This is a genomic window from Burkholderia theae, from assembly GCF_048565265.1.
GTDB lineage: Bacteria > Pseudomonadota > Gammaproteobacteria > Burkholderiales > Burkholderiaceae > Burkholderia > Burkholderia theae.
Window position 1 is genome coordinate 2064679 of sequence record NZ_CP183462.1, and the last position, 24253, is coordinate 2088931.

The window sequence follows — 24253 nt, forward strand, 5'->3', positions numbered from 1 at the left end:
TGATTAGCAGGTGCGAAGGGCCGCGAGCAGCCCGTCTACCGTTTGAAACCGGACTTCGAGTTCGGCAAGCAGGATGCCTTGCATCTCGTCGCGAAAGGTGTCGAGCCATGCACCGGGCACGATCGCCTTGACGGCCGCGCCGTCGGCAACCGCGCCGTCATCGGTGGGGGCGGCGGCAGCAGCGGATTCGGCATCGGCCAGCGCCTGCCGTTCCGCGTCGCGCAGCCGCCCGAAACGCGTGCCGAGCAGCGCGGGCACGGCCGACAGCAGGCTGCGCTCGCGCGCGCCGAGCACGCGCTCCATGATCGCGTCGAGCGTCGCGAGCCGCGCCATCCCGGACGAGCGCGCGGCGAGCGCGCCCCGCAGGCGGCCGCGCAACTGGCCGATCGCCGTTTCCATGTCCTGCTGCAGGGACAGATAACGCTGGCGGAAGTCCGCGAAATCGGCCGTGTCGGCAGCCGGCGGCGGCAGGTCGCCGGGCCGGCGCCGCGTACGCGGCCGGTTGGTGGCCGCGATCGCCTGAGCGAGGTCGTGGCGCACGCGCGCGAAGTCGCGCTCCGCGTCGTAGCCGCGCACGCCGGCCGCGACGCCGGGCGGGCTCGCACCCAGCGCGGACGACAGCGTGATCGCGTCGGTCCAGCCGAGCCACTGGCTCAGCCGGTCGGACAGCGTTTGCCGGGATTCCGCGACATCGGCGTCGGCCAGGCGCGCGATCAGCCGGACGAGCGTCGGGCCGGTCAGTGCCGGGCGCGGGGAAGCGTGCACCATGCTGCAAACCGTCAAAAAAGGCAGCAGTTTACACGGCACCGGGAGGTCGACCGCCAGAATCGGGGAAGCGGCGCCGTCGAGCGTGCCGGGCGACACGCGCGAACGCCCGCCGCGCAAGGCTCGGCGGGGGGCGACAGGGAGCCGGGAAGACCGTCGGCGACGGCCTGGCGCGCCGCCGGAATCGGGCTGCCGGGCGCATCGCCCGGTGCGTGATGACGAAGAAACGGCGTTTCCGGACGACCTGGGGTTTCCGGAAACCGGATGCGCGTTGGCGCCGTTCGAGCGGTTCGCCCCGGCGGCCGGCCACGTAAATGGCCAGCCGCCGTCCAATGCAAACCGGAATCGGAAGCGGTCAGATCCCCGCTTTCGGCGCGTTCAGGATCAGCCGCAGCCCGAGCAGCGTGATCGCGCCGGCCGCGATGCGGTCGACCCACTTCTTCGCGCGCAGGTACAGCTCGCGCGGCCGGCGCGTGGAAAAGCACAGCGCGACGATCGTGTACCAGCCGAATTCGACGCCAAATACGAGCGGCGGCAGCGCGAGGTAGCACCACAGCGGCGGATGCTGCGGGAGCAGCGCCGCGAAGATGCTGCCATACCAGATTGCCGTCTTCGGGTTGCTGAGCTGGGTCGTGAGGCCCGTCAAGAACGACTTGCGCGCGCTGCCGGCGGCCATCGCCTGCGGATCGTCCATCGCGATCGGCCGGTCGGCGCCGCGCCAGATCTTCGATGCCATATAGATCAGGTACGCGCCGCCCGCCACCTTGAGGCCCACATACAGCCATTCGACGGCCTGCAGCAGCGTATAGAGCCCGGCCAGCGCGACGCCGCCGAACACGATGCCGCCCAGGCCCATGCCGAGCGCGGTGGCAAGGCCGTCGCGGCGCGACAGTCCGATCGAATTGCGGGCAACCAGCACGAAACTCGGGCCCGGAATCATCGCGCCGAGCCACAGCGCGGCCAGGATGGCGAGTACGGCAGCCGATGCAGTCATCGAAGTCTCCTTGGTCAACGACGCCGATTCGCCGACGCCTGCGTGTCGTTTCCGACGGTCGAAGCGCTGATTCTGGCACGCTTCCCGCGCGGCCGAAAGCGCCCGCGCGCTGCTATGCTGGCCGTCTTTCCCGTCATCCCGCACCGCCGCCCATGATCGAGATCCGCGCCGCCCGCTATCCCGACGACGCCCGCGTCGTCGAAGCGATCTTCCGCGAGTACATCGCGAGCCCCACCGTCAGCCTCGAATTCCAGGACTACGAGCCCGAGATCGCCGCGCTGCCCGGCAAATACGCGGCGCCGCGCGGGTTGCTGCTGCTCGCATGGCACGGCGAACGCGCGGTCGGCTGCGGGGCGTTTCGCGAGATCGACGCGGTAACGTGCGAGATGAAGCGTGTCTACGTACGCCCCGAAGCGCGCGGGTTGAACGTCGGCCGCCAGCTCGTCGAACGACTGCTGCGCGACGCGAAGGCGGCCGGTTATGCACGCATGTGCCTCGACGTGCTGCCCGAGTTCGTCGCTGCAAGGCAACTGTATGCTTCGCTCGGCTTCACGCCCGCGCCGCCCGTCACGTTCAATCCGGTGCCCGGCACCGAGTTTCTCGGGCGCGATCTGTGACCCGCGCGGCCGGCATGCCCTTCCTCCTTTCGACCCGATACCCCGCCATGCGCGTCCTCCGCCGGTCCCTCCTGCTGCTCCCGCTGCTCGCGGCGCTGCCTGCCGGCGCCCGCGCCGCCGAGCTGCCGAAGTCGATCGCCGCGCAACTGCCGCCCGACTACCAACCGCTGCTCGCGCAAGCCGGGCCGGATCTCGGCAACGGCCGGCACAGCTTTCTGGTCGTCGTGCATCGCGCGGTCGATACGCGCGAGCAGCCGTCGCCGCGCCCGCTGCTGATCTTCGAGGAACAGCCCGATCACGCATTCCGGCTCGCCGCGCGCAACGACGAGGTCGTCCTGCGCGCGAACGACGGCGGCCAGTGCGACCCGTTCGATCCCGAAGACGCCGCCGACAACGGCCTCTCGGTGAAAGGCCGCTATTTCACCGTGCAGAACTTCGTCGCGTGCGGGCAGCACTGGACCGACTACGTGACGTTCCGCTACGACCCGCGCACGCACGGCTGGGTATTTTCGAACCAGATCGTCACCGTATCGTTTCCGCTCGACGACAAGCCCGACCACGTCACCGTCACGCGCGCCGACACGCACCAGCCGGTGTCGTTCGGGCAGTGGAAACGCAAGGACTGACGCGACCGGCGAAGCGCGCCACAACCGAGTGCGGTGCGCCGGCCACCGCCTGCCCGCACCGGTGCGCGGCCCGTCTGTCGCGCTCGCCGCCTCCGCGCCCCGCGGATACTCGCGGGCACATGCCAACAGGACTAACATAAGCGCTCGCCGTCGCGCGACCGTGCGCCGGCGCCGCACGCGGCTCGCCCGCGCGCCTTCTCACGTAGAACCCGCGCAGGAGGACGTCATGACGCAACACTTCGACGCGATCGTCATCGGCACCGGGCAAGCCGGCCCGCCCCTCGCCGCGCGGCTGTCGGCCGCCGGGATGAAGGTCGCGATCATCGAGCGCGGCCGCTTCGGCGGTACGTGCGTGAACACCGGCTGCATCCCGACCAAGACGCTGATCGCAAGCGCGTACGCCGCGCAGCTCGCGCGGCGCGCGGGCGAATACGGCGTGTCGGTCGGCGGCCCCGTCACCGTCGACATGAAGGCCGTGAAGGCGCGCAAGGACCAGATCTCCGGCCGCTCAACCCACGGCGTCGAACAATGGGTGCGCGGGCTCGCGAACACCACCGTGTTCCAGGGTCATGCCCGGTTCGAGCGCGTCGACGCGGTGCGCGTGGGCGACGCGCTGCTCGAAGCCGAACGCATCTTCATCAACGTCGGCGGACGCGCGCTGGTACCGCCGATGCCGGGCCTCGATTCGGTGCCGTACCTGACCAACTCGACGATGATGGACGTCGACTTCCTGCCCGAGCATCTCGTGATCGTCGGCGGCAGCTACGTCGGGCTCGAATTCGGCCAGATGTACCGCCGCTTCGGGTCGAAGGTCACGATCGTCGAGAAGGGCTCGCGCCTGATCCGCCGCGAGGACGACGACGTATCGCAGGCCGTGCGCGAGATTCTCGAAAACGAAGGGATCGACGTGCAGCTCGACGCGAACTGCCTGAGCGCGCGGCGCGACGGCAGCAATATCGTGGTCGGCCTCGACTGCGCAGGCGGCGGCCGCGAGGTCGCGGGCTCCCACCTGCTGCTCGCGGTCGGGCGCGTGCCGAACACCGACGATCTCGGGCTCGACCGCGCGGGCGTCGCGACCGACGCGCGCGGTTATATCGACGTCGACGACCAGCTGCGCACGAACGTGCCCGGCATCTGGGCGCTCGGCGACTGCAACGGGCGTGGTGCGTTCACGCACACCGCGTACAACGACTACGAGATCGTCGCGGCCAACCTGCTCGACGACGATCCGCGCAAGGTGTCCGACCGCATCACCGCATACGCGATGTATATCGATCCGCCGCTCGGCCGGGTCGGCATGACGCTCGCGGAAGCGAAGCAGACGGGCCGCCGGCTGCTGGTCGGCACGCGCCCGATGACGCGCGTCGGCCGCGCGGTGGAAAAAGGCGAAAGCCAGGGTTTCATGAAGGTGATCGTCGACGCGGACAGCCACGCGATCCTCGGCGCGTCGATCCTCGGCGTGACGGGCGACGAAGTCGTGCACGGCATGCTCGACGTGATGGCCGCCGGCGCGCCGTACACGACGATCAGCCGCGCGATGCACATCCACCCGACCGTGTCGGAGCTGGTGCCGACGCTGCTGCAGGATCTGCATCCGGTCGAATGACGCGTGGCGGGCAGCCACGCATCGGCGTTTCACCGGGGTCGGACGGTGTGCGAAGATGGCCGCTCGCCACGACACCCGGGAACGCCATGGACCGCCTGCAAACGATGCAGATCTACGTACAGATCGTCGAACGCGGCAACTTCACGCAAGCCGCGGACGCGCTGCAACTGCATCGGCCGGCCGTGACGAAAGCCGTGCAGCAGCTCGAACAGGAACTCGGCATCCGGCTGCTGAACCGCAGCACGCGCCGCGTCAGCGTGACCGCCGAAGGCGAGGCGTTCTACGCGCGCTGCGTGCAGTTGCTCGGCAGCATCGACGACGCGTTCGCGTCGTTCCCCAAGCAGCGCGCGGCGCCGAAGGGCCGGCTGCGGCTCGACATCGCGCTCGCGCTTGCGAAGACGGTCGTGATTCCGGCGCTGCCCGATTTCCAGCAGCGCTATCCGCAGATCGAACTTGTGCTCGGTGCGAGCGACCAGCCGTCCGACCTGATCGGCGAAGGCATCGACTGCGTCGTGCGGGTCGGCACGCTGAAGGATTCGAGCATGGTCGCGCGCACGGTCGGCGCCGTGCCGATGGTCACGTGCGCATCGCCCGCCTATATTTCCCGCCACGGTTTGCCGCGCACGCTCGACGATCTGCGCACGCATCGCGCGGTCAACTTCTTTACCGGCAGCAATCGCCGCGTGCTCGAATGGACGTTCCGCCCGAACGGCGAAACCGTCGCGCTGAAGCTCGCGAGCAGCCTGCTCACGAACAACTCGGAAGCGCTGCTGTCCTGCGGGCTGGCCGGCCTCGGCATCGTGCATGCGCTGCGGCCCGCGCTGCAGCCGAGCATCGACTCGGGGCAACTGATCGAACTGCTGCCCGGCGTACCGGCCGTGCCGAAGCCGATTTCGGTGCTGTACCCGAACCGCGCGCATCTGCCCGACAAGGTGCGCGCGTTCATCGACTGGCTGACCGAGCTGATCGCGCGCCGCTATCCGGTTTAGAACCGGTCATGGACCTGCACGAACGCAGTCGACGAAGACGATACGCTTGCAGCCGGATGGCGCCGGACGACGGTCCGGGCGCGACGTCCACGCGACCGCGTTGCGTGCGTCACCGCGCGACGCGATAACCCAGCGATCGCTCCAGGTACCGCGCCAGTTGCTCCCGTGAAAATGCCGGCTGCTCGATCCCGCTGCCGTCGAGAAATTCGATTACGTTGCGGCAGTCCCACACGTAATTGTTCTGGTAGAGCTCGGCGGTACTCATGCCGTCGCGAATGTTGTCGTCGAACAGGCTCAATAGCGGATAGAGCGGCGCGTCGACATCCGACTTCCACGCGTCGCGCCATTCACGGAACGGCACGACCTGAAACCGCATACCGAAGTAGCGTTCCAGCCTCGAGAAGAATTCCCTCAGCGTCAGGTCGGACTCGGGCGAATTGATCAGATTGAATTTGCGCCCCAGCGCCGCCGGATTGCGTGAAATCCGTGCCAGCGCCTTCGTCATGTAATCCACGCTCGTCAGCCCTTCGCGCAGGTCCTGCAGATCCGGCACGGTACCGAGCGCAATGCATGTCTTCACCAGCCGTCCCCACCACTGATAATCCGCGCTCACGCCGGTCTCGCCGTGAAACGTCGCGTATCCGAGCCGGAAGGTCATCAGCGGCAGGCCGCGCTGCGCGGCCAGATCGCCCATCTTCTCCATCACCCATTTGCTGCGCGTATAGCCGATGTCCTCGAGCACCGCCGGCAGGTTCTGATCGATGTCGTCCGCTTCGGTCATCATCGTCTTGCCGGTGAAGCGATGCCCCCAGCTGTACACCGAGATCGTCGACAGCAGGATCAGCGCCTTGGTTCGCCGGCACCCGGCGAACGCAAGGACCTCGAACATGCCGTCCACATTGATCTTCTTCATGTACGAATACGGCTGGATGAAATTGACCGCGCTGGCGGAGTGGTAAACGATGTCGATTTCGGCCGCCAGCACCGCGTAGTCGTGCTCGTTCATGCCCAAGCGCGGCTGCGTGAAGTCGCCCGCCCACACGCGGATGCGCGATCGCGCATCCGGCCCGAGGTTCACGTCGTAGGCATGCAGCTTCTCGTCGATCCGCGCGCGCGCCGCGGCGGCATCTGCCGCACGCACCACGCAATGCACCACCGCCGACGTCGTCGCGAGCAGTTCGGCCAGCAAGTGAACCCCGACGAATCCCGTCGCACCCGTCAGCAGGATCGTGCGCGGACGCGCCAGCAGCGCCGTGTCGAAGGCACCGCTGAAATCCGCCTGCTCCGGTATGCGGATATCGTTCGCCAGCACATAAACGGGCTCGCGCTCGATCTCGGGCGCCACCACGGCGACACGCCGCTCGATCTCGCCCGCGAGCCGCTCCACCGATGGATGCTCGTAGACGTCCCGGATCAGCATCTTCGTCCCCACGGCATCCGACAGCGCCCGTGCGAGCTTCGCGGTCAGCAGCGAATTTCCGCCAATGTCGAAAAAGCTGTCGGTCTTGCGAAAGGACGCATGTCCGATCAACGCGACGAATGCATCGGCCACGATCCGCTCGACGGCGGTGTACGGTTCCCGCTCCGTGCGGTTGCGTTGTTCCGCACGGTAACGATGTTCGAGCGCGGCGCGGTCGGTCTTGCCGTTCACCGTCATCGGCAGGTCGTCCAGCAGCACATGGCTGACGGGCCACATGTAATCGGGCAGCGTTTGCCGCACGCTCGCCTTGAGCGCGTCGACGACACGCGCGGGCGACGCGCCGGATTCGCGCGGCACGACAAATGCGACCAGTTCCGGCCCGGTTCCGGTAACGCCGGGCAACGCCAGCACCACTGCCTTGCGTACCTCGCCGGACCCGACGAGCGCGGCGTGAATTTCACTCAGCTCGACCAGATTGCCCCTGATCTTGACCTGATCGTCCAAGCGCCCGAGGAACTGGATCGAGCCATCGTTCAGCCAGCGCCCGAGGTCGCCGGTACGATAGACGATCTGGTCCGGACGCTGCGGATGCGGGCGGAATTTCTCGCGGGTCAACGCAGGGTTGCCCAGGTAGCCGCGGGCCAGGCTGCGCCCGCCGATGCAGATCTCGCCGACCTCGTCCGCCGTCACGGATTCCAGTGCGTCGTTCAGGATCAGGATCTCCGTGCCGTCGATGGGCCGCCCGATCGAATCCGGACGGCCGAGCGCCGCATCCGGAACGACGTGGCAAGTCGCGAAGATCGTCGCTTCGGTCGGCCCGTAGTAGTCGATGACCGTGTAATCGATCCCGCCAGTATCGATCGGGCCAAGCTTTTCGCCGGCGGTAAACAAGTATTGCAGTGTCAGTTCCGCTGGCTGCCCGACGCCCACCACATCGGCAACCATCACGGTGGGCACGTACGCATGCGTGATCCGGTGACGGGCGAAGAAGCCCACCAGCGCGTCGGCGTCGAGGCGCGTTTCATCGTCGGGTAAAAACAGCGTCGCGCCCGAAGCAAGGGTCGACCAGATTTCCCACTGCGATACGTCGAAGCCGAGGCCGGCCATCAGCGTCGCACGGCTGTCGGCGTTCATCGCGAAACGCGTATTGTGCCAATCGACGAGTGCCGCCACCGCGGCGTGTTCGACGATCACGCCTTTCGGCGCTCCGGTGGAACCGGACGTGAAGATCACATAGATCGCGCCGTCCTGCGCATCGAAATGGGGCGTCGCACGCGAGGCGTCCCGATCCGGTCGCCGCGCACTCAGGTCGGCCACGCGAGCGAACGGGATGGCTGCATTCCGCGGTGTCGCGCCGGCCGTCAAGACCAGCGCGGCATTGCATTCGCGCAGGATGGTGTCCTTGCGGGCCTCCGGATAGCGGTCGTCGATCGGCACATAGGTCGCGCCCGCTTTCAGGATGCCGAGGATGCCGACAATGAAGTGCGCGTTGCGCGACGCCTCGATCGGCACCAGGCTGCCGCGTCCGATTCCCCGGTCCTGCAATGCATCGGCAACCGCGTCGCTCAAACGGTCCAGCGCCTCGTAACTCAGGGTTTCGTGCCCGGAGACCACGGCCGGCCTGTGTCCCCCGCAGGCCGCACGCATTTTGAATTTGTCGAGCACGTTCGATTGAGTAGTCATCGTTTTTATTCCTCATATCGAAAACAACAGATCTCAATATAGGCGGCGACAAACAAAAAGCAATTTCACACGCGGTCATCACGCATCGCGAAACGCCGGGATGATTTGATGCATTTGGCGAAGCATTCGACGATGTTCCGGGTCCGCTACCGCACGCGGTTGATTGTTATTCTTCGAATAACAATCAATGATTTCGTCACGCGTTTATCCGGCGCGATCACGCGCCTACAGTGCTCCCTCATCAACCCCCGTTCATCGAAGGAGCAATCCATGTCCCGCATCGTTCGTTTCCATCGCATCGGCGGCCCCGACGTGCTGCAGATCGACACCGTCGACGTGCCCGCGCCCGGGCCGGACGACATCCAGTTGCGCGTGAAGGCAATCGGCCTGAATCGCGCGGAAGTGATGTACCGCAGCGGCGAATACACGTTCATGCCGCGCTTGCCCGCATCGCTCGGTTATGAAGCGTCGGGCGTCGTCGCGGCGGTCGGCCGCAACGTGACGGCATTCGCCGAAGGCGACGCGGTGAGCGTCGTGCCGGCGTTCTCGTTTGCCGACTACGGGATGTACGGCGAGGTGGTCAACGTGCCCGCGCATGCGGTCGTCAGGCATCCGGACAGCCTGTCGTTCGAGGAAGCGGCCGCGACCTGGATGATGTTCGTCACGGCCTACGGCGCGCTGATCGAACTCGGCGGGCTGCAGCGCCGCGACGCGGTGCTGATCGGCGCCGCGTCGAGCAGCGTCGGGCAGGCGGCGATCCAGGTCGCGAACCATATCGGCGCGGTGCCGATCGCGCTGACGCGCGGCGAATCGAAGCGCCAGGCACTGCTCGACGCCGGTGCCGCGCACGTGATCGTCGGCAGCCCCGCGGACCTGCCGCAGCAGGTCGCGGAGATGACGGGCGGCAGCGGCGCGCGCATCGTGTTCGATCCGGTCGGCGGCCCCGACGCGGCCAACCTGCTGCGCGCGCTGCGCCCCCACGGCACGTTCTTCCAGTACGGCGCACTCGACACGCGCGACATCCCGGTGCCGGTGATGGACCTGCTCGCGCGCCACCTGACGCTGCGCGGCTACGAGCTGTTCGAGATCACCGGCGACGCGCAGCGGCTCGAACGCGCGAAGCGCTTCATCGTCGACGGGCTCGCGGCCGGCGCGCTGAAGCCGCTGATCGACCGCACGTTCGCGTTCGACGATATCGCCGACGCGCATCGGTACATGGAAGCCGGCGCACAGGTCGGGAAGATCGTCGTCACGGTCTGAGCGACACATGGCGGGCGGCGGCCTCGGCGAGCCGCCGCGCCGCCCGCTCAGCTTTCGAAATACCGCGGCCGGTCGATATCGGCCAGCAGCCCCGGCTGCGTCGGCGCCCAGTCGAGCGATGCACGCGTGCGCTCGCTGGTTGCCGGCGCATCCATCCCCGCGAACATCGCGAACCAGCCGAAGTGCTCGCCCGCTTCCGCGCTCGATTTCGCGACGACCGGCAGGTTCAGCCGGCGGCCGATCACTGCCGCGATCTCGCGGAACGGCACCCCGGTATCGTCGACCGCGTGATAACGCGCGCCGGCCGCGCCGCGCTCGACCGCGAGCCGGTACACGCGTGCCGCGTCGAGCCGGTGCACGGCCGGCCAGCGATTGCCGCCGTCGCCGAGATAGGCCGACGCGCCCTTCTCCCTGGCGAACGCAATCAGGCGCGGCACGAAGCCGTGATCGCCGTCGCCGTGCACGGACGGCGGCAGGCGCACGACCGACGTGTGCACACCGCGCGCTTCCAGCGCGGCCGCGGTGGCTTCGGACGCACGCGGATAACCCGACGACACCGGCACGTGCGGATCGTCCTCCGTCGCCTCGCGTCCGGGCGCGACGAGCGCGAGGCCCGACGTGACGACCAGCGGCCGCGCCGAGCCCGCGAGCACCGCGCCGATCGCTTCGATCGCGCGACGGTCGAGCTCGCAGTTCTGCGCGAAGCGCGAGAAGTCGTGATTGAATCCCGTATGGATCACCGCATCGGCGGCGTCGGCGCCGCGCGTCAGGCTGTCGTGATCCTCCAGCGACCCGCGATGCACGTCGGCGCCGGCGGCCGAAACCGACGCGGCGGCTGCATCGGACCGCGCGAGACCGAGCACCGAGTGCCCGGCGGCAACGAGTTCGGCAACGACGGCGGCGCCGACGAATCCCGACGCTCCAGTGACAAAGACACGCATGTTCAAACCCTCCGGGTGGAATGGAGGCTTACTATCTGTCGATGGCCGCTCGCGGTGAAGTCGTGACGGTTTACCGGTAAACGAACTAACAGGATATGGCTGACGCCCCCGACAACCTGCTCGGCGCGTACCTGCGGGACCGCCGCGAGAAACTCGACCCGGCCGCGCTCGGGCTGCCGGCCACGCGCCGCCGCACGCCGGGCCTGCGACGCGAGGAAGTCGCGCAGCGCGCGCACGTGAGTGCCGCGTGGTACACGTGGCTCGAACAGGGGCGCGGCGGCGCGCCGTCGGCCGACGTGCTCGATCGGCTCGCCCGCGCGCTGATGCTGAACGAAGCGGAACGCGAGCACCTGTTCCTGATCGGTGTCGGCCATCCGCCCGAGGTGCGCTATCACGCACCCGCCAGCGTGACGCCGCGTCTGCAGCACGTGCTCGACTCGCTCGACGCGAGCCCCGCGATCGTGCGCACGGCGACGTGGGACGTCGTCGCGTGGAACGACGCGGCGGCCGCGGCGCTGACCGACTATGCAACGCTGCAGCCGTCCGCGCGCAACATCCTGCGGCTGATCTTCGTCGATCCGCGCGTGCGCGCGGCGCAGTCGAACTGGGCGCGCGTCGCGCAATTCGCGGTGGGCGCGTTTCGCGCCGACGTCGCGCGCAGCGGCGCGACGCAGGCCGTGCAGGCATTCGTCGACGAGATGCGCGCGGCGAGCGCCGAATTCGACGCGATGTGGCGCGACCACGATATCCATTCGCATGACGAAGGGACGAAAGAGATCCGCCATCCGCAGGCCGGCCGGATCGCGCTCGAATATTCGGCGTTCTCGGTGATCGGCCGCCCCGACCTGAGCCTCGTGATCTTCACGCCCTCGACGGCGGCCGACCGCGCGCGCATCCGGGCGCTCGTCGCGGCCCGAGAACAGGCACGCGAGCAGGCCGGCGCGCAGCAAATGCCGGCTGCATGACCACGCGTAATCCGGCGCGACGGCTGCGCCGCGGGCCATGCGCCACGCGGCGGCGCCCGCCCCGCCGACCGCGCCCATCCGTCCCCATCGCCCCGCGCGATCCCATCGCAATCCGCACTGATTCCCAGTCGAATATTTAATTTTCACCTGGCGTAGCGCGCGCTTACCCTTTCGGCATCGCATCACAGGGCCACCGGCCCTTCCCTGGAGCATCCCCGATGACCGATCCCGGCACCGCGCAAGCCGTACACCGCCCGCAGGCGGCTTTCGTGTCCTATGGCGCGCTCGCGCTGCTGGTACTCGCCGGCCTCAACCTGCGTCCGTTCCTGACCGCGTTCGGCCCCGTGCTCGATGTCGTGCGCGCCGACACGGGCCTCGGCTTCCGTGCGGCCGCGCTGCTGACCACGCTGCCGTTCGTGCTGATGGGAGTCGTGGCCGGTGTCGGCGTCGGGCTCGCGCGGCGCTTCGGCGAGCAGCGCGCGCTGACCGCCGCGCTGGCGCTGATCGCGGCCGGCTGCACGGCGCGCCTGTGGGCCGGCGGCAGTGCGGGCCTGATCGCGACCGCAATCGTCGCGGGCGCCGGCGTCGCCGTGGTCCAGGCGCTCGTGCCGGGCCTCGCGAAACGCTGGTTCGTCGACCGGCTGCCGCTCGCGATGGGGCTCTATTCGGCCGCGCTGGTCGGCGGCGGCGCATTCGGCGCGGTCGCGAGCCCGTGGCTCGCCGTGCACGGCGGCTGGCATCTCGCGCTCGCCGTGTGGGCCGTGCCCGCGTTCGTCACGCTCGCGCTGTGGCGCGCGAAGGCGCCGCGCGACACCGTGCACGCGACGGCCGCCTCGACCTCGATCACCGCGTTCGCACGCATTCCGCGCGCATGGCAGCTCGCGCTGTTCTTCGGCCTCAGCAACAGCGGCTACGCGAGCCTCGTCGCGTGGCTGCCCGCGTTCTACCGCGGCGTCGGCATGAGCCCGCAGGCGAGCGGCAACCTGTTCGCATGGATGGCGCTGTTCCAGGCGACCGGCGCGCTCGCAATGCCGATGCTCGCGAAACGTTCGCCCGACCGGCGCAACGTGCTGTGGCTCACGCTCGCGCTGCAGGCGGCCGGCTTCGTCGGGTTCGCGACGCTGCCCGCGTTCGCGCCGTGGCTGTGGGTCGCGAGCGTCGGTCTCGGTCTCGGCGGCTTCTTCTCGATGAGCCTGATCGTCACGCTCGACCACCTGCGCGACGCGCGGCTCGCGGGCGCGCTCGCCGCGTTCGTGCAGGGCGTCGGCTTCCTGACGGTGGCGGCGAGCCCCTGGCTGATCGGCTGGCTGCGCGACGCGGGCGGCGGCTTCGCGATCGCGTGGTGGATGCACATCGCCGTGATCGCGGCGATGGCCGCGCTGAACGCCGCGTTCTCGCCCGCCGGCTACCGGCACAGCATGGTGCGCATCACCGGCGCCGCGCACTGAGCCCGATTTCCTGATCCGGGCGGCCGCCGACCTCTTCCGGCGACCGTCCAGCCGCCCGCGCATGGCCGGGCGCGGGCCGTCACGCCCATCGGCCGCTTGTTCGCTTCACGACAAACACAATCAATCGGTATTGGAGACACAAATGAAAAAGCTCGTTCTGGCCGTCGCGCTCGCGCTGACGGCAGGCGCCGCCGCCGCGAAAGACCCGGCGGTCCTGCGCCTCGGCGTCGATCCCAGTTATGCGCCGTTCGAATCGCTGGCGCCCGACGGCAAGCTCGTCGGCTTCGACATCGATCTCGGCAACGCGATCTGCGAACGGATGAAGGTGCGCTGCGTGTGGGTCGAGAACGCATTCGACGGGATGATCCCCGCGTTGAAGGCGCGCAAGTTCGACGGCGTGCTGTCGTCGATGAGCGTGACCGAGAAACGGCTCGCGCAGATCGCGTTCACGGACAAGATCAACAACGTGCCGCCGCGTCTCGTCGCGCGGCGCGGCTCGAACCTGCAGCCGACGCCCGAGTCGCTGCAGGGCAAGAGCGTCGGCGTCGAGCAGGGTTCGACGCAGGAGACCTACGCGCGCACGTACTGGGAACCGAAGGGCGTGATCGTCCGCACGTACCAGACGCAGGATCTCGTGTACCAGGACCTGCTGTCGGGCCGGCTCGACGCGTCGCTGCAATCGTCGGTGCAGGCCGACCTCGGTTTCCTGAAGACCGCGAAGGGGGCGAACTTCGAATTCGCGGGGCCGGCACTGCATGATCCGAAGACGCTCGGTGTCGGTTCGGCGATCGGTGTGCGCAAGGACGACGACGCGCTGCGCACGCAGATCAACCAGGCGCTTGCGAGCCTGATTCAGGATGGAACCTACCAGCGGATCGCGAAGAAGTATTTCTCGTTCGATATCTACAATTGACGCGATGACGAGTTGGCCGGTGACGGCCGGCGGAGAAGGCGAAGGGGCGTCGTGCATGTGTGCGCGGCGCCTCTTTTTTATGGGCGGCGGTATCTGAAGATGCAGCAGCCATTCGCGGATCAAGCTTGGACGTGAGTCCGCCCGACGTGTGGCCAACCACCTGCCACCACATGACGTTTTTTGAGGGTTATACGACCTTTGCGCCTTCTGTGTCGCCTTTCATAATTGGCCTGGAAGACGAGTCAGGCGCACCGACATGATTGCGCTTTGACCCGTCGGCTTGGTCAATCACGAGGCAGAGAAAGGAACACACGATGAGGCTCAGGAACAAGTCAGCTTTGATCACCGGTGGTACGAGTGGCATCGGTCTTGCAACCGCCAGGCTCTTCATTGCCGAAGGCGCTCGCGTAGCGGTTACGGGTCGCGACGATACCGTATTTGAACGCGTGAAGGCCGAGCTTGGCGAGAATGCGCTCGTTCTCAAGGGCGACGTCCGTTCGATCGCGGACATGCGGGCGATCGCCGCTGAAGTGAAAGAGCAGTTCGGCGGGCTGGATGTCGTGTTCGCCAATGCGGGTCGGGCGTTCCCGTCGGCAATCAACGACATCGACGAGGCGCTCTATGACGAGATCCTGGACATCAACGTCAAGGGCGTGGTGTATACGCTCCAGGCAGCGCTCCCGATCTTGCGAGAGGGTTCATCAGTCATCCTCAATACATCGTTCGTCGCGCAGACCGGCAAGCATGGCATCTCGCTGACCGCGGCGGCGAAGGCGGCCGTCCGATCCCTTGCCCGCAGCTGGTCCTACGAGTTTCTCGACCGCAAGATCCGCTTCAACGCGATCGCTCCCGGCGCGATGGACACGCCCCTGATCAGCAAGTGGGGGATGTCCGAAGAATGGGTTCGCGACCGCAAGGCCGAGTTCGCCAAGGCCATCCCGGTGGGCCACATGGGAAAGGCCGAGGACATTGCGTACGCGGCGCTTTATCTCGCCAGCGACGAATCCTCCTACGTCGTCGGCACCGAACTGGTCGTCGATGGCGGCGCGTCGCAACTTTGAGGCTTCGGTTTCCGATTTCGGAGCCCTGCATGACATCCCGGCGCCTCCCCGTGTGAATCACATGCCCGCCGCGCCTTTCGTCGTGGCGGTCCGGCATTCCGGCCCGACCTGGCTGCGCTCGCAGACGGGGCCGATGTACAAGGAGAAAATATCTTGACCGACAACAGCGAAAACAACGCGTCCGGCCAGCGGCCGGTTGGCGCGGGCCGTTCCCGCCGCGATGTACTCAAGCTTGGCAGCCTCGCCACGCTCGGCGCCATCCTGGGAGGCGGAACCCTGCTTGGCCGCCCCACTTCCGCTTTTGCGCAGGAGGGCAACGACGGGATGCTCTCGCCGACCGATCCACTCGACATCGTCATCGCGGTCTATCCCGGCGGGACGCTGCTCGATTTCGCCGGCCCCAGCGAGATCTTTCACCGGCTACCGAACACGAACGTTCGCTATGCGAGCCTCGATGGCGGTTATGTGCCGCTCGAATTCGGCGTCATGTATGGCAAGACCGAACGACTGGCCGATATCGAGAAGGCAGGCCTGATTCTGGTTCCCGGCGGATCCAATCTGACGGCGCCGATGCAGCCGGCATATCAAGCGCAGATCCGGCGTCTGGCCGAGCGCGCCGACCATGTGACGTCGGTGTGCAACGGGTCGCTCGTGCTCGCCGCAACGGGCATTCTCAAGGGCAAGCGCAGCGCCTGCCATTGGGCCTTCGTCAACAAGCTGTCCGAATATGGCGCCATCCCCGTTCCGGATCGCTTCGTGGAAGACGACAACGGCCGCTTCATGAGCGGCGGCGGCGTAACGGCGGGCATCGACTTCGCCCTTCGCGCGGCCGCGAAACTGCGCGGTCAACAGGCCGCCGAATTCACGCAACTCGTGATCGAATACGATCCCGCGCCGCCGTTCCATTCCGGCCATCCCCGAGATGCCCGGCCGGAACTCATTGCGATGGTCGACAAGAAACTGCCGGGCGCATCCAGGGGACTCGCACGCATTCCAGGTGTTCGCTGAAACGCTTCCACGCGTTGTGCGCGAGGCCACACCGCTGGCCTCGATGAAGGCCGCAACCGGCATGGTCTGCACGCCCCGTCTGCCCAAGCCGGTGCGGCCCACTTCAATTCAAGCCAAGATCGGAAATCATCGAATGCGACAGACTCGTCATTGTGTTGCTGCCCTTGCAGCCTGCATCGCCCTTTTCGCTGTTGCGCCACCTGCTACGGCCAGTGACGCCCAGCGTCCGCCCGAAGCGGCCATCAAAGCCGAAAATGCACGATGGGCGGACGCCTTCGCGCGAGGTGATTACGAGGCGATAGGTCGCCTCTATACGGCAGACGGCGCACTGTTACCGCCCGGGGGCGACCGGGTCACCGGCCCCGGCGCGATCGTCGCGTATTTCACCAAAGGATATGCGGGATCCAAGCCGGGCACCGTATCCTTCGACAATTACGAGTTCTACGGCAACGACCGGATGGTGACCGAAGTGTCGGATGCCGAGATCCGCGATCCGAGCGGCAAGCTCAAATATCGCGGCAAGCAGATCCTTGTCTTCGTGAAGCAGGGCGACACCTGGAAGCTGCATCGCGACATCTGGAACAGTTACGCCCGCTGAAACCCGACGCTCGTCGGTGTCGGTGTCGATGAAAGTCTCCCGGGCGGTAGGTCAAACCGCAGTGACCTGATCCATCGGAACCGGGAAGTGACGCGCTGATCGGCCCTCGATCAGCGCTCACCGTTCAATCTGCTTTCGCGTCGGATCGATTGCGGCGGATGTCCATGCAATTTGACGAAGGCCCTTCGCATCCGCTCCGGATCGGCGAACCCCACCGCGAGCGCAATCTGTTCGATCGGCTCGCTACCACTCTGCAGGCGCAGCCGCGCAGCTTCAACGCGCAAGCGCTCGACCGCCTTGGCGGGCGTTTCACCCGTTTCCCGGCGAAATGCGCGTCCGAATTGCCGCGGACTCAATCTGGCGGCATCGGCAAGCCGCTCGACAGGCAGCGCTTCGGCAAGATGCTCGCGGGCAAAATTCAGCGCGATGCGGATACGATCCGACTCCGGTTCCATTTGCGACATCGCAGAGAACTGGGACTGCCCTCCAGGTCGGCGATATGGAACGACCAAATACCTGGCGACAGCACGCGCGATTTCCGCGCCCATGTCTCGTTCAATCATCGCGAGCGCCAGGTCTATTCCGGCGGCGATGCCCGCCGACGTCCATATGCGGCCATCAGCGATATAAATGCTGTCGCTCTCGACCCGGGTGCGAGGGAAGCGCGACTGCAACTGGGCAGCGTACAGCCAGTGCGTCGTTGCTCTCAGGCCGTCCAGCAAGCCGGTTTCCGCCAGCAGAAACGCGCCCGTACACACGCTTGCCACCCGCGACGCCTTGGCGCCCAATTTCCTGGCAGCGGCGATGTTCTCCGATGTCTGCATCGGTTCGATATCACCGCCCACGAATACGACGGTGTCGAACGCGCGCCGCCCGATCGGCTTCGTCTCGATCGGAACGCCCGCATTGCCAAGCACGGGGCCTCCGGCCTGCGAGATGACCTGCAGATCGTATGGGGTATGGCCGGCGGCTCTGACCACCTGATTGAAGGCCGAAAGGGGTCCAGCCAGGTCAAGCGCATCGTAGCCGCGGCAAACGAAGAATCCAATTCGATGCATGATGATGTCGTGATCGAAAACCATCGAAGTGACGTATTTTACGGATAACCCTCGAATAGCGCCATTCGATATTTTCTTGCGAGTTGGCCGATGGCGGACGTCGTCCGACCTGAATATTTGTTGAATGTCCTCGGGGAAATGCGAGAAGGCGGCAATGCCGGGAAGCGGCCGCAAAGTACGACCGTCTCACCCGGCCCGCAGTTGAATGTCAGTGCCAGTCGCCGGTGAATCGACGCGGCTGATAAGTACCGTTGTTCCAGGTAAAACGCGCGGACTTGCCCGACGCGGCCTTGCCCCTGGGGCGCACAAGCAGGTCATGGTACCCATTGGTCGTGTGAGGACTGAACGACAGCACGTAGTGCGCCTCCGTCGTGCTTTCCGCATCACACGCATCCTGTCGGGCATCGCTCGAATTCGTGCCCTTCCCGGCCTTCTTCTTCACACAATCGCTAGCCTCATCCTTGTCATAGGTCGACCAATCAGTCAGCGCGGTGAAGATGGGCGTCACGCGACCCTCTGCATAACGATACAAGCTCAGTATCTCGGTCGTATCGCTATGTGCGGTCGATGTGTAGTTGTTGTCGAAGCGGACGCCAAAGGCCGTTTCCCGGTCGCTGATTCGGTACGGGACAAGATCCATGGCAAGAGATGCGTTCCACAATAGCGGCGACGTATCGACGCGCTCGCTTCGGTCACTCGCGAGCAGGTGAAATCCCTGCTCGTCGCGGGTCAGGATACCTGTCCACAATGCCGCTTCGACGTCATCGTTCGGGCGCTGTACCAATGCGGCCACTATCCACAGCGGCCCTGACATGGATGGCCCATGCGCCCATGGCGCCAGCGCGAGCCCCTTGACGCTATCCGCCGGTGCCGGATTCTTGCCCATCAGCGTACGCAACGCGGCTTGCTGCTGATCCGTGTCGCTCACGTCACTCTCGGCAAACGAGCAATTTGCAACCAACGCGAGTATGAGCGCCAACGCCGTTGGCACGTAAAAGTGGCGTTTCCTGCTTTTCCTTTCGCCTGGATATCGCTGCCCCGACGATGATTCTTCTTCGCACTGCTCCTGCCTGTTGATCAACATGGCTTGTGTATTCCTCGGATGCCTATCTTCCAATCAGTTGCGTGCAGACTTTGTCGGGCCAACGTATCTCGCCGACTTCCATTGTCGATGACCGCCAGACATCGCTTCAAACCGCCACCCCCCGAGCTTCATGAAGCATCCATTTCGCAAACGCCTGTAGCGGCCCTTCGCTCAATTCGATCGGCTCGGGAAGAACCAGGCAGAAGTGTTTGGCAATCGACTTGCCGTCCGGCCAGGGCGCAACCAGACGGCCTTGTTCAAGCTCGGTCTCGATGTAAAGACGCGGCACCAGCGCCACACCCAAACCGGCCAGCGCCGCTTCGATCAGCATGGAATGCAGATCGTAACGCGCGCCGACCGCCGAATTGGTCAACGCGATGCCGGACTCCTGTGCATAAAGCTGCCACGCGTCCGGATTTTGTCGCCGATGCAGCCGCGGCAGTTCATCCAGCGATACGTTCGCACCGGCGCCTTCGAGAAGCGCCGGACTACAGACGGGCACCAGCACCTCCTCCAGCAGGTGATGCAGATGCATGCCCGCCCATGCCGGATGCTCGAAATGAATCGCCGCATCGAAACCGCTGCCGGCAAGCAGGAAGGGTTCCATCCGTTCGGCGATATGCACGGTAATGTTCGGATGCCTGTCCTGAAAGCGTTTCAGGCGCGGGATAAGCCAACGGGTGGCGAAGGTTGGAATGGCGGCGATATCGATGCTCGCGCCCTCGATCGGCTGCCCCATCAGATACAGGCTGTCCCGTTCCAACCGATCCAGAATCTCGCGAACCTGCCCCGCGTATCGCATGCCGTTGGGGGCGAGCCGCACCCGATTTCCCACGCGCTCGAACAGCGCGACACCCAAAAACGCCTCCAATCGGCCGATCTGGCGACTGACGGCACCCTCGGTCAGCGCCAGCTCCTCGGCCGCGCGGGCGAAGCTGCCATGTCGAGCCGCGGCCTCGAAAGCCTGAAGCGCGGAATTACTTGGAATCTTGCGTCGCATGAGGGTCTCGCCGGTGGGTATGCGCTCGACGTCAGCTTGATTAAATATCACTGAAGGCTGACTTTATTTCGTTATCGACGCTGAAAACATCAGCCTACCATTACATTTCCGCAGCGACCATCGGTCGTTCTCGGAAAAATACTCATCCGGCCCGAAGGATAATCTGATGATCTACACCGTGGAATGCAGCTTCGCCGACCCCGGCAGCGAAGCCGAATGGAACGACTTCTACAGCCTCGAAAAGCTGCCCGCCCTCATCTCGGTTACCGGCTTTCACACGTCGCAGCGCTTCAAGGCGTTGAGCGACGGTTGCCCGGTGTACCTGGCCGTCCACACGATCGACGGTCTCGAGATCCTGACGGGTGACGAATATCGCCGGAAAGGCGGCGGCAATTTCGCCCGGTGGCAGCAACACATCACCGACTGGCATCGAAACCTGTACAGCGATATCGGCGTTGCGCCGGCGGTCGGTGCGGACGAACGCCTCGCGCTGTGTGCAAGCGGCCCCGAACCGCTGATCCGGATGGGTGTCACGCCGCTGGCCATGCACGCGGTTGCGCTGGAGAAAAGCCCGGAACGCCGTTGGCTCGCCACGCTGCCTCGGCGAAACGCTCAATTGGCCGAGAGCGTGCCCGAAGGCGTCCACCTCTACGCGCCGATGACGGAACAACTGACCCGCGTCCGCACCGTGTCGACCGAACAGGAACAATAGATCCGCGATGCCCAACGTCACCATCCATATCCCTGCGGAGCAAATGCCGTCGGACGAGCGGCTGGCCGAGCTGTCCGGCGACTGCGTCGAACTCTGCACGCGTGTCCTGGAAGCGGCGCTCAAGAACGTTCACGTCATCTTTGTCGAGGTTCGGCATGGGCACGGCCATCCCGTTTTCGCGGAAGTCCAGTATCGCGTCGAGACGTTTCGCACACCCGCGGTCATGGACCGGTTCATGGAGGCGCTGGAAAACGCCATCGTTCGCTGCACCGGTCTCACCGCGCGCATCCGTTGTTTCGGTCATGCCGCGTCGAACATTCACGCCCGCAATTAATCGGTCCGGAGAAGCATTGTGTCCACCACCGTTACCTTTCCCAGTCAGCAAGCCGGCGATTTCACGATCACCGCGATCAGCGACGGTTACCTCACCGCCAGCCTCGACTTCCTGTCGAATATCGACGCGTCCGACGCTTCCAGAATGCAGCGCGATGCCGGGCAGAACGAGCCGGCCGCGGTGCATATCAACTGCTACGTGGTACGCGGCGCGGGCCGCACGATTCTCATCGACGGTGGGGCCGGCGGGTTCAAGCAATGGGGCGGCCGCCTGCAGACCAACTTGTTGCTTGCCGGCATCGAGCCATCCACGATCGACACGATCCTGCTCACGCACGCACATCCCGACCATGTCGGCGGGCTGGTGAATCCGGCCGGACAAGTGGCCTTTCCGAATGCGGCGCTCGTAGCACATCAGCGCGAGGTCAAGTTCTGGCACGACGACGGAAATCTGAGCCGTGCCAGCGAGCGGGCCCGCGGCAACTTCCTGGTGGCGCGTCAGGTATTCGACGGCTACCGCGACAGGCTCCGTACGTTCGACGACGGCGAAGTGCTGCCCGGCATCCGCGCGATATCGCTACCGGGACACACGGACGGGCACACCGGCTATCTCGTCGAATCAGGCGATCGCGGCCTGCTCGTGTGGGGGGATGTCGTTCATTTCCCTCACATCCAGATCAAACGGCCAGACGTATCGATCGCATTCGATCAAGACCCGTCGCTGGCAGCCACCACGCGCTCACGGCTGTTGGACCGGGTCAGTTCCGACGGGCTTTTGATCGCCGGCATGCATCTGGGCGAACTCGGTTTCGCGCGAATCAAGCGAACGACGAGCGAATACGGTCTGTTTTACGAGACCGACGCGTGAACGTCCGGCCGACGACGCATGTGAAGGCGGCTCCTGGTCGAATCCGAACGCGATGCCAATGCGCCGCGACACGCAAATGCCACACAACGCGCGAGTGCGTGTAGATTAGGACCTCGCCGCGACCTGTCGCTGTGTCTTCGAATCGGTCGCCGTCCGAGTCAATCCTGAAGTTGCACGGGAGCCGGCATGAACACGAAGCACAGCAAGAAAGGTCATCTCGAAGCTGCGGCGTCGCACCACGAGCAGGCCGCGCGATATCACCGCGAGGCGTCGCGGCATTTCGAGGACGGCAAGGACTTTGCCCACGCCGCCCATCAGGCGATGATCGCCCATGGTTACACGTTGCATGCGATCGATCAGGCACACGACGCCGGCGCGCACGGCGCCAATTCGCCATCCACTACACCTTCATCGTCCGGCTCGAGCGCGAGTGCCGCGGACGTGGCCAAACTTCATGCGGCGGCTGTCGAGCTTCACACGCAGGCCGCCCAGCACATGCGTCACGCGGTCAAGCTGTTCGACCAGGATCGCAGCGCGGCCTCGCACGACGCCCAGCTGGCGCTCGCCCTGGCGCTGCGCGCGTTGTCCAATGAAAACGAAGCGGCCCGACTCTTCGTCAAGCTCGCGACCGGCAGTGCTGCGTGAATCGACGCGGATCGAATTCAGGCCGGTCACATCCTGTCTGGCGGGAGATTCGGTGTGATGCGGTATCCCTTTGCGCACGCCGCACGGCGCCCGGTTGTGGCGCGGACCCACGGTCGTGGGCCGCCCGTATCGATCCGCGCAACGCCCGTTACGGTGTAAGCGGCTAGGCTGTTCGTTCCAGCAGGTTGGTGGCGAACGACTTCGCATGCGCGACGGCTTCCTGCGCGTCGGGGAATACACCGAGCTGCTCCCAGTGCTCTTCGGCCGCGTACGTTCCTTTCACGCCGAGCGCCCGCTGAACGCGCAATTGCGCGGCGTATCTGCCGTCCTCCAATGGCCGGGCAGTTGCGATCACCTTGTGCGGCAGATCGGATCGTTCCGGCTGAACCAGCTCGACCGGACCGCCGGGTGCGCCGACATCCTTCAACTCGTTTCTGGCATTGCAGTCGGGGCAGTAGAAGCACCACCCGTCGTCCTCCTGCCTGGACCTGACCTGACCGCGAGCCAGCACGGCACGACATTCAACGTTTTCGCAGATGAACGGCATAGCAGTCTCCGGAGTTGTTTGGTGGAAATCCTAGCATGTCCGCCGACGGCCAACCATCGGCAATGTTTCCGTGCGTCAAGCGAGCGCCAGGGCCTTTCGTTTTTCCGCGTCGCGCTTGGGTGGCGCGTTGAACAGCCGCCCGTACTCCCTGCTGAATTGCGACGGGCTTTCGTAACCGACACGATACCCGGCTTCCGCCGCACCCAGCCCTTCCGCCAGCATCAGACGGCGCGCCTCCTGCAAACGGATCTGCGCACGAAAACGCAGCGGGCTCATGTGCGTGGCCGCCTTGAATTGCGCGTGGAACGTCGACACGCTCATGTCCGCGAGCGCGGCGAGTTCGTCGATGGCGAAATCTTCGGTGAAGTGCTGGCGAATGAACACGATCGCTCGCTGAATCCGGCTGATACGGCCGGTCTGATACGCAATCTGATGCAACATGCTCGCATGCGGCCCGCGCAACAGGCGATAAAGAATCTCGCGCTCGATCAGCGGCGCGAGCGCGGGCACGTCGTCCGGTGTGTCGAGCAGATGCAGCAGCCGCGTTGCCGCATCGATCAGGTGCGGCGTCGCCGCTTCCACCGCGATCGCGGGTGAAGCACGCTCCGCGCCGCGATCGGGCTTCACTGAATCGTGCATGAGCATGTCGGCGAGCGCCTGACGGTTCAGCGGCAGTCGCACGCTGAGATACGGCTTGTCCGCGCTGGCCTCGATCACCGCACCGATCACCGGCAAATCCAGGCCGACGATCAGGTAGTTCGACGGATCGTACTGATACGCGCGGCCACCGACCACCGCACGCTTGCGCCCTTGCGCGACGATGCAGCAGGACGGCTCGTAGAGCGTATGCACGGGTTCCGTCGTGGCCGACGAGCGCAGCAGGCCCAGACCCTCAATTGCTGTGTCGACCGCGCCGTCCGCAGGCGCATGGCGCGCGATCAGCGCCGCGAGGTCAGTGATTTTTTCCATGGTACGAGTGTCGCATACCCGATCCCGGCCCGCATCGCAGCCGCTGCATTTTCGGAGAATCGTGCAAGAAATGCGGACTCGCGGTATATCGGCCGCCGCCCCTTCCGCGCGATGCTGTCGGTTCTTCACCTGAACCGAGGAAC

At 65.9% G+C, this 24253-nt stretch carries 24 protein-coding genes; 15 read left to right on the plus strand and 9 right to left on the minus strand.

The window, feature by feature from the left end; all coding sequences use genetic code 11:
• Positions 1 to 3: 3 nt before the first annotated feature.
• A complete protein-coding gene (locus ACN22W_RS26745) occupies positions 4 to 768 on the minus strand; it encodes a DUF3348 domain-containing protein (protein WP_419687750.1) in 765 nt (254 codons plus the stop codon).
• A 352-nt stretch (positions 769 to 1120) separates the two neighbouring features.
• Positions 1121 to 1759: a LysE family translocator gene (locus ACN22W_RS26750; RefSeq protein WP_129516682.1), complete on the minus strand. Its 639-nt coding sequence runs from the start codon at positions 1757 to 1759 to the stop codon at positions 1121 to 1123.
• A 152-nt stretch (positions 1760 to 1911) separates the two neighbouring features.
• Here ACN22W_RS26750 and ACN22W_RS26755 point away from each other — a divergent pair, with 152 nt between their 5' ends.
• From ACN22W_RS26755 to ACN22W_RS26770, 4 genes are all read left to right on the plus strand, one after another.
• Positions 1912 to 2376: an N-acetyltransferase family protein gene (locus tag ACN22W_RS26755; protein WP_419687752.1), complete on the plus strand. Its 465-nt coding sequence runs from the start codon at positions 1912 to 1914 to the stop codon at positions 2374 to 2376.
• A gap of 47 nt (positions 2377 to 2423) precedes the next feature.
• Positions 2424 to 3002 carry a hypothetical protein gene (locus tag ACN22W_RS26760; protein ID WP_419687753.1) on the plus strand — a complete coding sequence of 193 codons (579 nt, stop codon included), beginning with the start codon at positions 2424 to 2426 and terminating at the stop codon, positions 3000 to 3002.
• Positions 3003 to 3228: 226 nt separating this feature from the next.
• Positions 3229 to 4608, plus strand: a complete 1380-nt coding sequence (locus ACN22W_RS26765; protein WP_419687755.1) for an FAD-containing oxidoreductase — start codon at positions 3229 to 3231, stop codon at positions 4606 to 4608.
• 86 nt (positions 4609 to 4694) lie between these two features.
• Entirely contained in the window at positions 4695 to 5597 is a 903-nt protein-coding gene (locus ACN22W_RS26770) for a LysR family transcriptional regulator (RefSeq protein WP_419687756.1), read from the plus strand.
• Positions 5598 to 5706: 109 nt separating this feature from the next.
• Here the strand turns inward: ACN22W_RS26770 and ACN22W_RS26775 are convergent, their stop codons facing one another.
• Complete coding sequence (locus ACN22W_RS26775) at positions 5707 to 8664, minus strand: amino acid adenylation domain-containing protein (protein ID WP_419687758.1); 2958 nt, start codon at positions 8662 to 8664, stop codon at positions 5707 to 5709.
• A gap of 306 nt (positions 8665 to 8970) precedes the next feature.
• Here ACN22W_RS26775 and ACN22W_RS26780 point away from each other — a divergent pair, with 306 nt between their 5' ends.
• Positions 8971 to 9960, plus strand: a complete 990-nt coding sequence (locus tag ACN22W_RS26780; protein ID WP_419687759.1) for a zinc-dependent alcohol dehydrogenase family protein — start codon at positions 8971 to 8973, stop codon at positions 9958 to 9960.
• Between the two features lie 47 nt (positions 9961 to 10007).
• Here the strand turns inward: ACN22W_RS26780 and ACN22W_RS26785 are convergent, their stop codons facing one another.
• Complete coding sequence (locus ACN22W_RS26785; protein WP_419687760.1) at positions 10008 to 10901, minus strand: SDR family oxidoreductase; 894 nt, start codon at positions 10899 to 10901, stop codon at positions 10008 to 10010.
• Positions 10902 to 10996: 95 nt separating this feature from the next.
• Between ACN22W_RS26785 and ACN22W_RS26790 the strand changes: the two genes are divergently transcribed.
• The 6 genes from ACN22W_RS26790 (at position 10997) to ACN22W_RS26815 (ending at position 16894) form a co-directional block, all read left to right on the plus strand.
• Positions 10997 to 11866, plus strand: coding sequence for a helix-turn-helix transcriptional regulator (locus tag ACN22W_RS26790; RefSeq protein ID WP_419687762.1), 870 nt, complete (start codon positions 10997 to 10999; stop codon positions 11864 to 11866).
• Between the two features lie 218 nt (positions 11867 to 12084).
• Complete coding sequence (locus ACN22W_RS26795) at positions 12085 to 13314, plus strand: cyanate transporter (RefSeq protein ID WP_419687764.1); 1230 nt, start codon at positions 12085 to 12087, stop codon at positions 13312 to 13314.
• A gap of 142 nt (positions 13315 to 13456) precedes the next feature.
• Complete coding sequence (locus tag ACN22W_RS26800) at positions 13457 to 14227, plus strand: ABC transporter substrate-binding protein (RefSeq protein ID WP_096475021.1); 771 nt, start codon at positions 13457 to 13459, stop codon at positions 14225 to 14227.
• Between the two features lie 314 nt (positions 14228 to 14541).
• Complete coding sequence (locus tag ACN22W_RS26805; RefSeq protein ID WP_419687767.1) at positions 14542 to 15288, plus strand: SDR family oxidoreductase; 747 nt, start codon at positions 14542 to 14544, stop codon at positions 15286 to 15288.
• A 153-nt stretch (positions 15289 to 15441) separates the two neighbouring features.
• Complete coding sequence (locus tag ACN22W_RS26810; RefSeq protein ID WP_419687769.1) at positions 15442 to 16296, plus strand: DJ-1/PfpI family protein; 855 nt, start codon at positions 15442 to 15444, stop codon at positions 16294 to 16296.
• Positions 16297 to 16429: 133 nt separating this feature from the next.
• On the plus strand, positions 16430 to 16894 hold the full coding sequence (locus ACN22W_RS26815) for a YybH family protein (protein WP_419689837.1): 465 nt from the start codon (positions 16430 to 16432) through the stop codon (positions 16892 to 16894).
• A gap of 110 nt (positions 16895 to 17004) precedes the next feature.
• On the opposite strand, the gene ACN22W_RS26820 is transcribed toward ACN22W_RS26815, so the two are convergent.
• From ACN22W_RS26820 to ACN22W_RS26830, 3 genes are all read right to left on the minus strand, one after another.
• Positions 17005 to 17952, minus strand: coding sequence for a GlxA family transcriptional regulator (locus tag ACN22W_RS26820; protein ID WP_419689838.1), 948 nt, complete (start codon positions 17950 to 17952; stop codon positions 17005 to 17007).
• Positions 17953 to 18160: 208 nt separating this feature from the next.
• Positions 18161 to 19036: a hypothetical protein gene (locus ACN22W_RS26825; RefSeq protein ID WP_419687771.1), complete on the minus strand. Its 876-nt coding sequence runs from the start codon at positions 19034 to 19036 to the stop codon at positions 18161 to 18163.
• A gap of 106 nt (positions 19037 to 19142) precedes the next feature.
• Positions 19143 to 20036: a LysR substrate-binding domain-containing protein gene (locus ACN22W_RS26830; RefSeq protein ID WP_419687773.1), complete on the minus strand. Its 894-nt coding sequence runs from the start codon at positions 20034 to 20036 to the stop codon at positions 19143 to 19145.
• A gap of 166 nt (positions 20037 to 20202) precedes the next feature.
• Here ACN22W_RS26830 and ACN22W_RS26835 point away from each other — a divergent pair, with 166 nt between their 5' ends.
• The 4 genes from ACN22W_RS26835 (at position 20203) to ACN22W_RS26850 (ending at position 22594) form a co-directional block, all read left to right on the plus strand.
• Positions 20203 to 20748, plus strand: a complete 546-nt coding sequence (locus ACN22W_RS26835) for a sugar ABC transporter (protein WP_419687774.1) — start codon at positions 20203 to 20205, stop codon at positions 20746 to 20748.
• A gap of 7 nt (positions 20749 to 20755) precedes the next feature.
• Positions 20756 to 21082: a hypothetical protein gene (locus ACN22W_RS26840; RefSeq protein ID WP_419687776.1), complete on the plus strand. Its 327-nt coding sequence runs from the start codon at positions 20756 to 20758 to the stop codon at positions 21080 to 21082.
• Between the two features lie 18 nt (positions 21083 to 21100).
• On the plus strand, positions 21101 to 21949 hold the full coding sequence (locus tag ACN22W_RS26845) for an MBL fold metallo-hydrolase (RefSeq protein ID WP_419687778.1): 849 nt from the start codon (positions 21101 to 21103) through the stop codon (positions 21947 to 21949).
• 186 nt (positions 21950 to 22135) lie between these two features.
• Positions 22136 to 22594 carry a hypothetical protein gene (locus ACN22W_RS26850; RefSeq protein WP_419687780.1) on the plus strand — a complete coding sequence of 153 codons (459 nt, stop codon included), beginning with the start codon at positions 22136 to 22138 and terminating at the stop codon, positions 22592 to 22594.
• Positions 22595 to 22757: 163 nt separating this feature from the next.
• Here ACN22W_RS26850 and ACN22W_RS26855 read toward each other — a convergent pair whose 3' ends face one another.
• Together ACN22W_RS26855 and ACN22W_RS26860 are read right to left on the minus strand one after the other, a co-directional pair.
• Positions 22758 to 23141: a hypothetical protein gene (locus tag ACN22W_RS26855; protein ID WP_129516664.1), complete on the minus strand. Its 384-nt coding sequence runs from the start codon at positions 23139 to 23141 to the stop codon at positions 22758 to 22760.
• A gap of 75 nt (positions 23142 to 23216) precedes the next feature.
• A complete protein-coding gene (locus ACN22W_RS26860; RefSeq protein WP_419687782.1) occupies positions 23217 to 24239 on the minus strand; it encodes an AraC family transcriptional regulator N-terminal domain-containing protein in 1023 nt (340 codons plus the stop codon).
• Positions 24240 to 24253: the final 14 nt, after the last annotated feature.

Coding starts and splice junctions, on each gene's coding strand:
- ACN22W_RS26745 (WP_419687750.1), bottom strand. CDS start 768: ATGGTGCACGCTTCCCCGCGCCCGGCACTGACCGGCCCGACGCTCGTC.
- ACN22W_RS26750 (WP_129516682.1), bottom strand. CDS start 1,759: ATGACTGCATCGGCTGCCGTACTCGCCATCCTGGCCGCGCTGTGGCTC.
- ACN22W_RS26755 (WP_419687752.1), top strand. CDS start 1,912: ATGATCGAGATCCGCGCCGCCCGCTATCCCGACGACGCCCGCGTCGTC.
- ACN22W_RS26760 (WP_419687753.1), top strand. CDS start 2,424: ATGCGCGTCCTCCGCCGGTCCCTCCTGCTGCTCCCGCTGCTCGCGGCG.
- ACN22W_RS26765 (WP_419687755.1), top strand. CDS start 3,229: ATGACGCAACACTTCGACGCGATCGTCATCGGCACCGGGCAAGCCGGC.
- ACN22W_RS26770 (WP_419687756.1), top strand. CDS start 4,695: ATGGACCGCCTGCAAACGATGCAGATCTACGTACAGATCGTCGAACGC.
- ACN22W_RS26775 (WP_419687758.1), bottom strand. CDS start 8,664: ATGCGTGCGGCCTGCGGGGGACACAGGCCGGCCGTGGTCTCCGGGCAC.
- ACN22W_RS26780 (WP_419687759.1), top strand. CDS start 8,971: ATGTCCCGCATCGTTCGTTTCCATCGCATCGGCGGCCCCGACGTGCTG.
- ACN22W_RS26785 (WP_419687760.1), bottom strand. CDS start 10,901: ATGCGTGTCTTTGTCACTGGAGCGTCGGGATTCGTCGGCGCCGCCGTC.
- ACN22W_RS26790 (WP_419687762.1), top strand. CDS start 10,997: ATGGCTGACGCCCCCGACAACCTGCTCGGCGCGTACCTGCGGGACCGC.
- ACN22W_RS26795 (WP_419687764.1), top strand. CDS start 12,085: ATGACCGATCCCGGCACCGCGCAAGCCGTACACCGCCCGCAGGCGGCT.
- ACN22W_RS26800 (WP_096475021.1), top strand. CDS start 13,457: ATGAAAAAGCTCGTTCTGGCCGTCGCGCTCGCGCTGACGGCAGGCGCC.
- ACN22W_RS26805 (WP_419687767.1), top strand. CDS start 14,542: ATGAGGCTCAGGAACAAGTCAGCTTTGATCACCGGTGGTACGAGTGGC.
- ACN22W_RS26815 (WP_419689837.1), top strand. CDS start 16,430: ATGCGACAGACTCGTCATTGTGTTGCTGCCCTTGCAGCCTGCATCGCC.
- ACN22W_RS26820 (WP_419689838.1), bottom strand. CDS start 17,952: ATGCATCGAATTGGATTCTTCGTTTGCCGCGGCTACGATGCGCTTGAC.
- ACN22W_RS26825 (WP_419687771.1), bottom strand. CDS start 19,036: ATGTTGATCAACAGGCAGGAGCAGTGCGAAGAAGAATCATCGTCGGGG.
- ACN22W_RS26830 (WP_419687773.1), bottom strand. CDS start 20,036: ATGCGACGCAAGATTCCAAGTAATTCCGCGCTTCAGGCTTTCGAGGCC.
- ACN22W_RS26835 (WP_419687774.1), top strand. CDS start 20,203: ATGATCTACACCGTGGAATGCAGCTTCGCCGACCCCGGCAGCGAAGCC.
- ACN22W_RS26840 (WP_419687776.1), top strand. CDS start 20,756: ATGCCCAACGTCACCATCCATATCCCTGCGGAGCAAATGCCGTCGGAC.
- ACN22W_RS26850 (WP_419687780.1), top strand. CDS start 22,136: ATGAACACGAAGCACAGCAAGAAAGGTCATCTCGAAGCTGCGGCGTCG.
- ACN22W_RS26855 (WP_129516664.1), bottom strand. CDS start 23,141: ATGCCGTTCATCTGCGAAAACGTTGAATGTCGTGCCGTGCTGGCTCGC.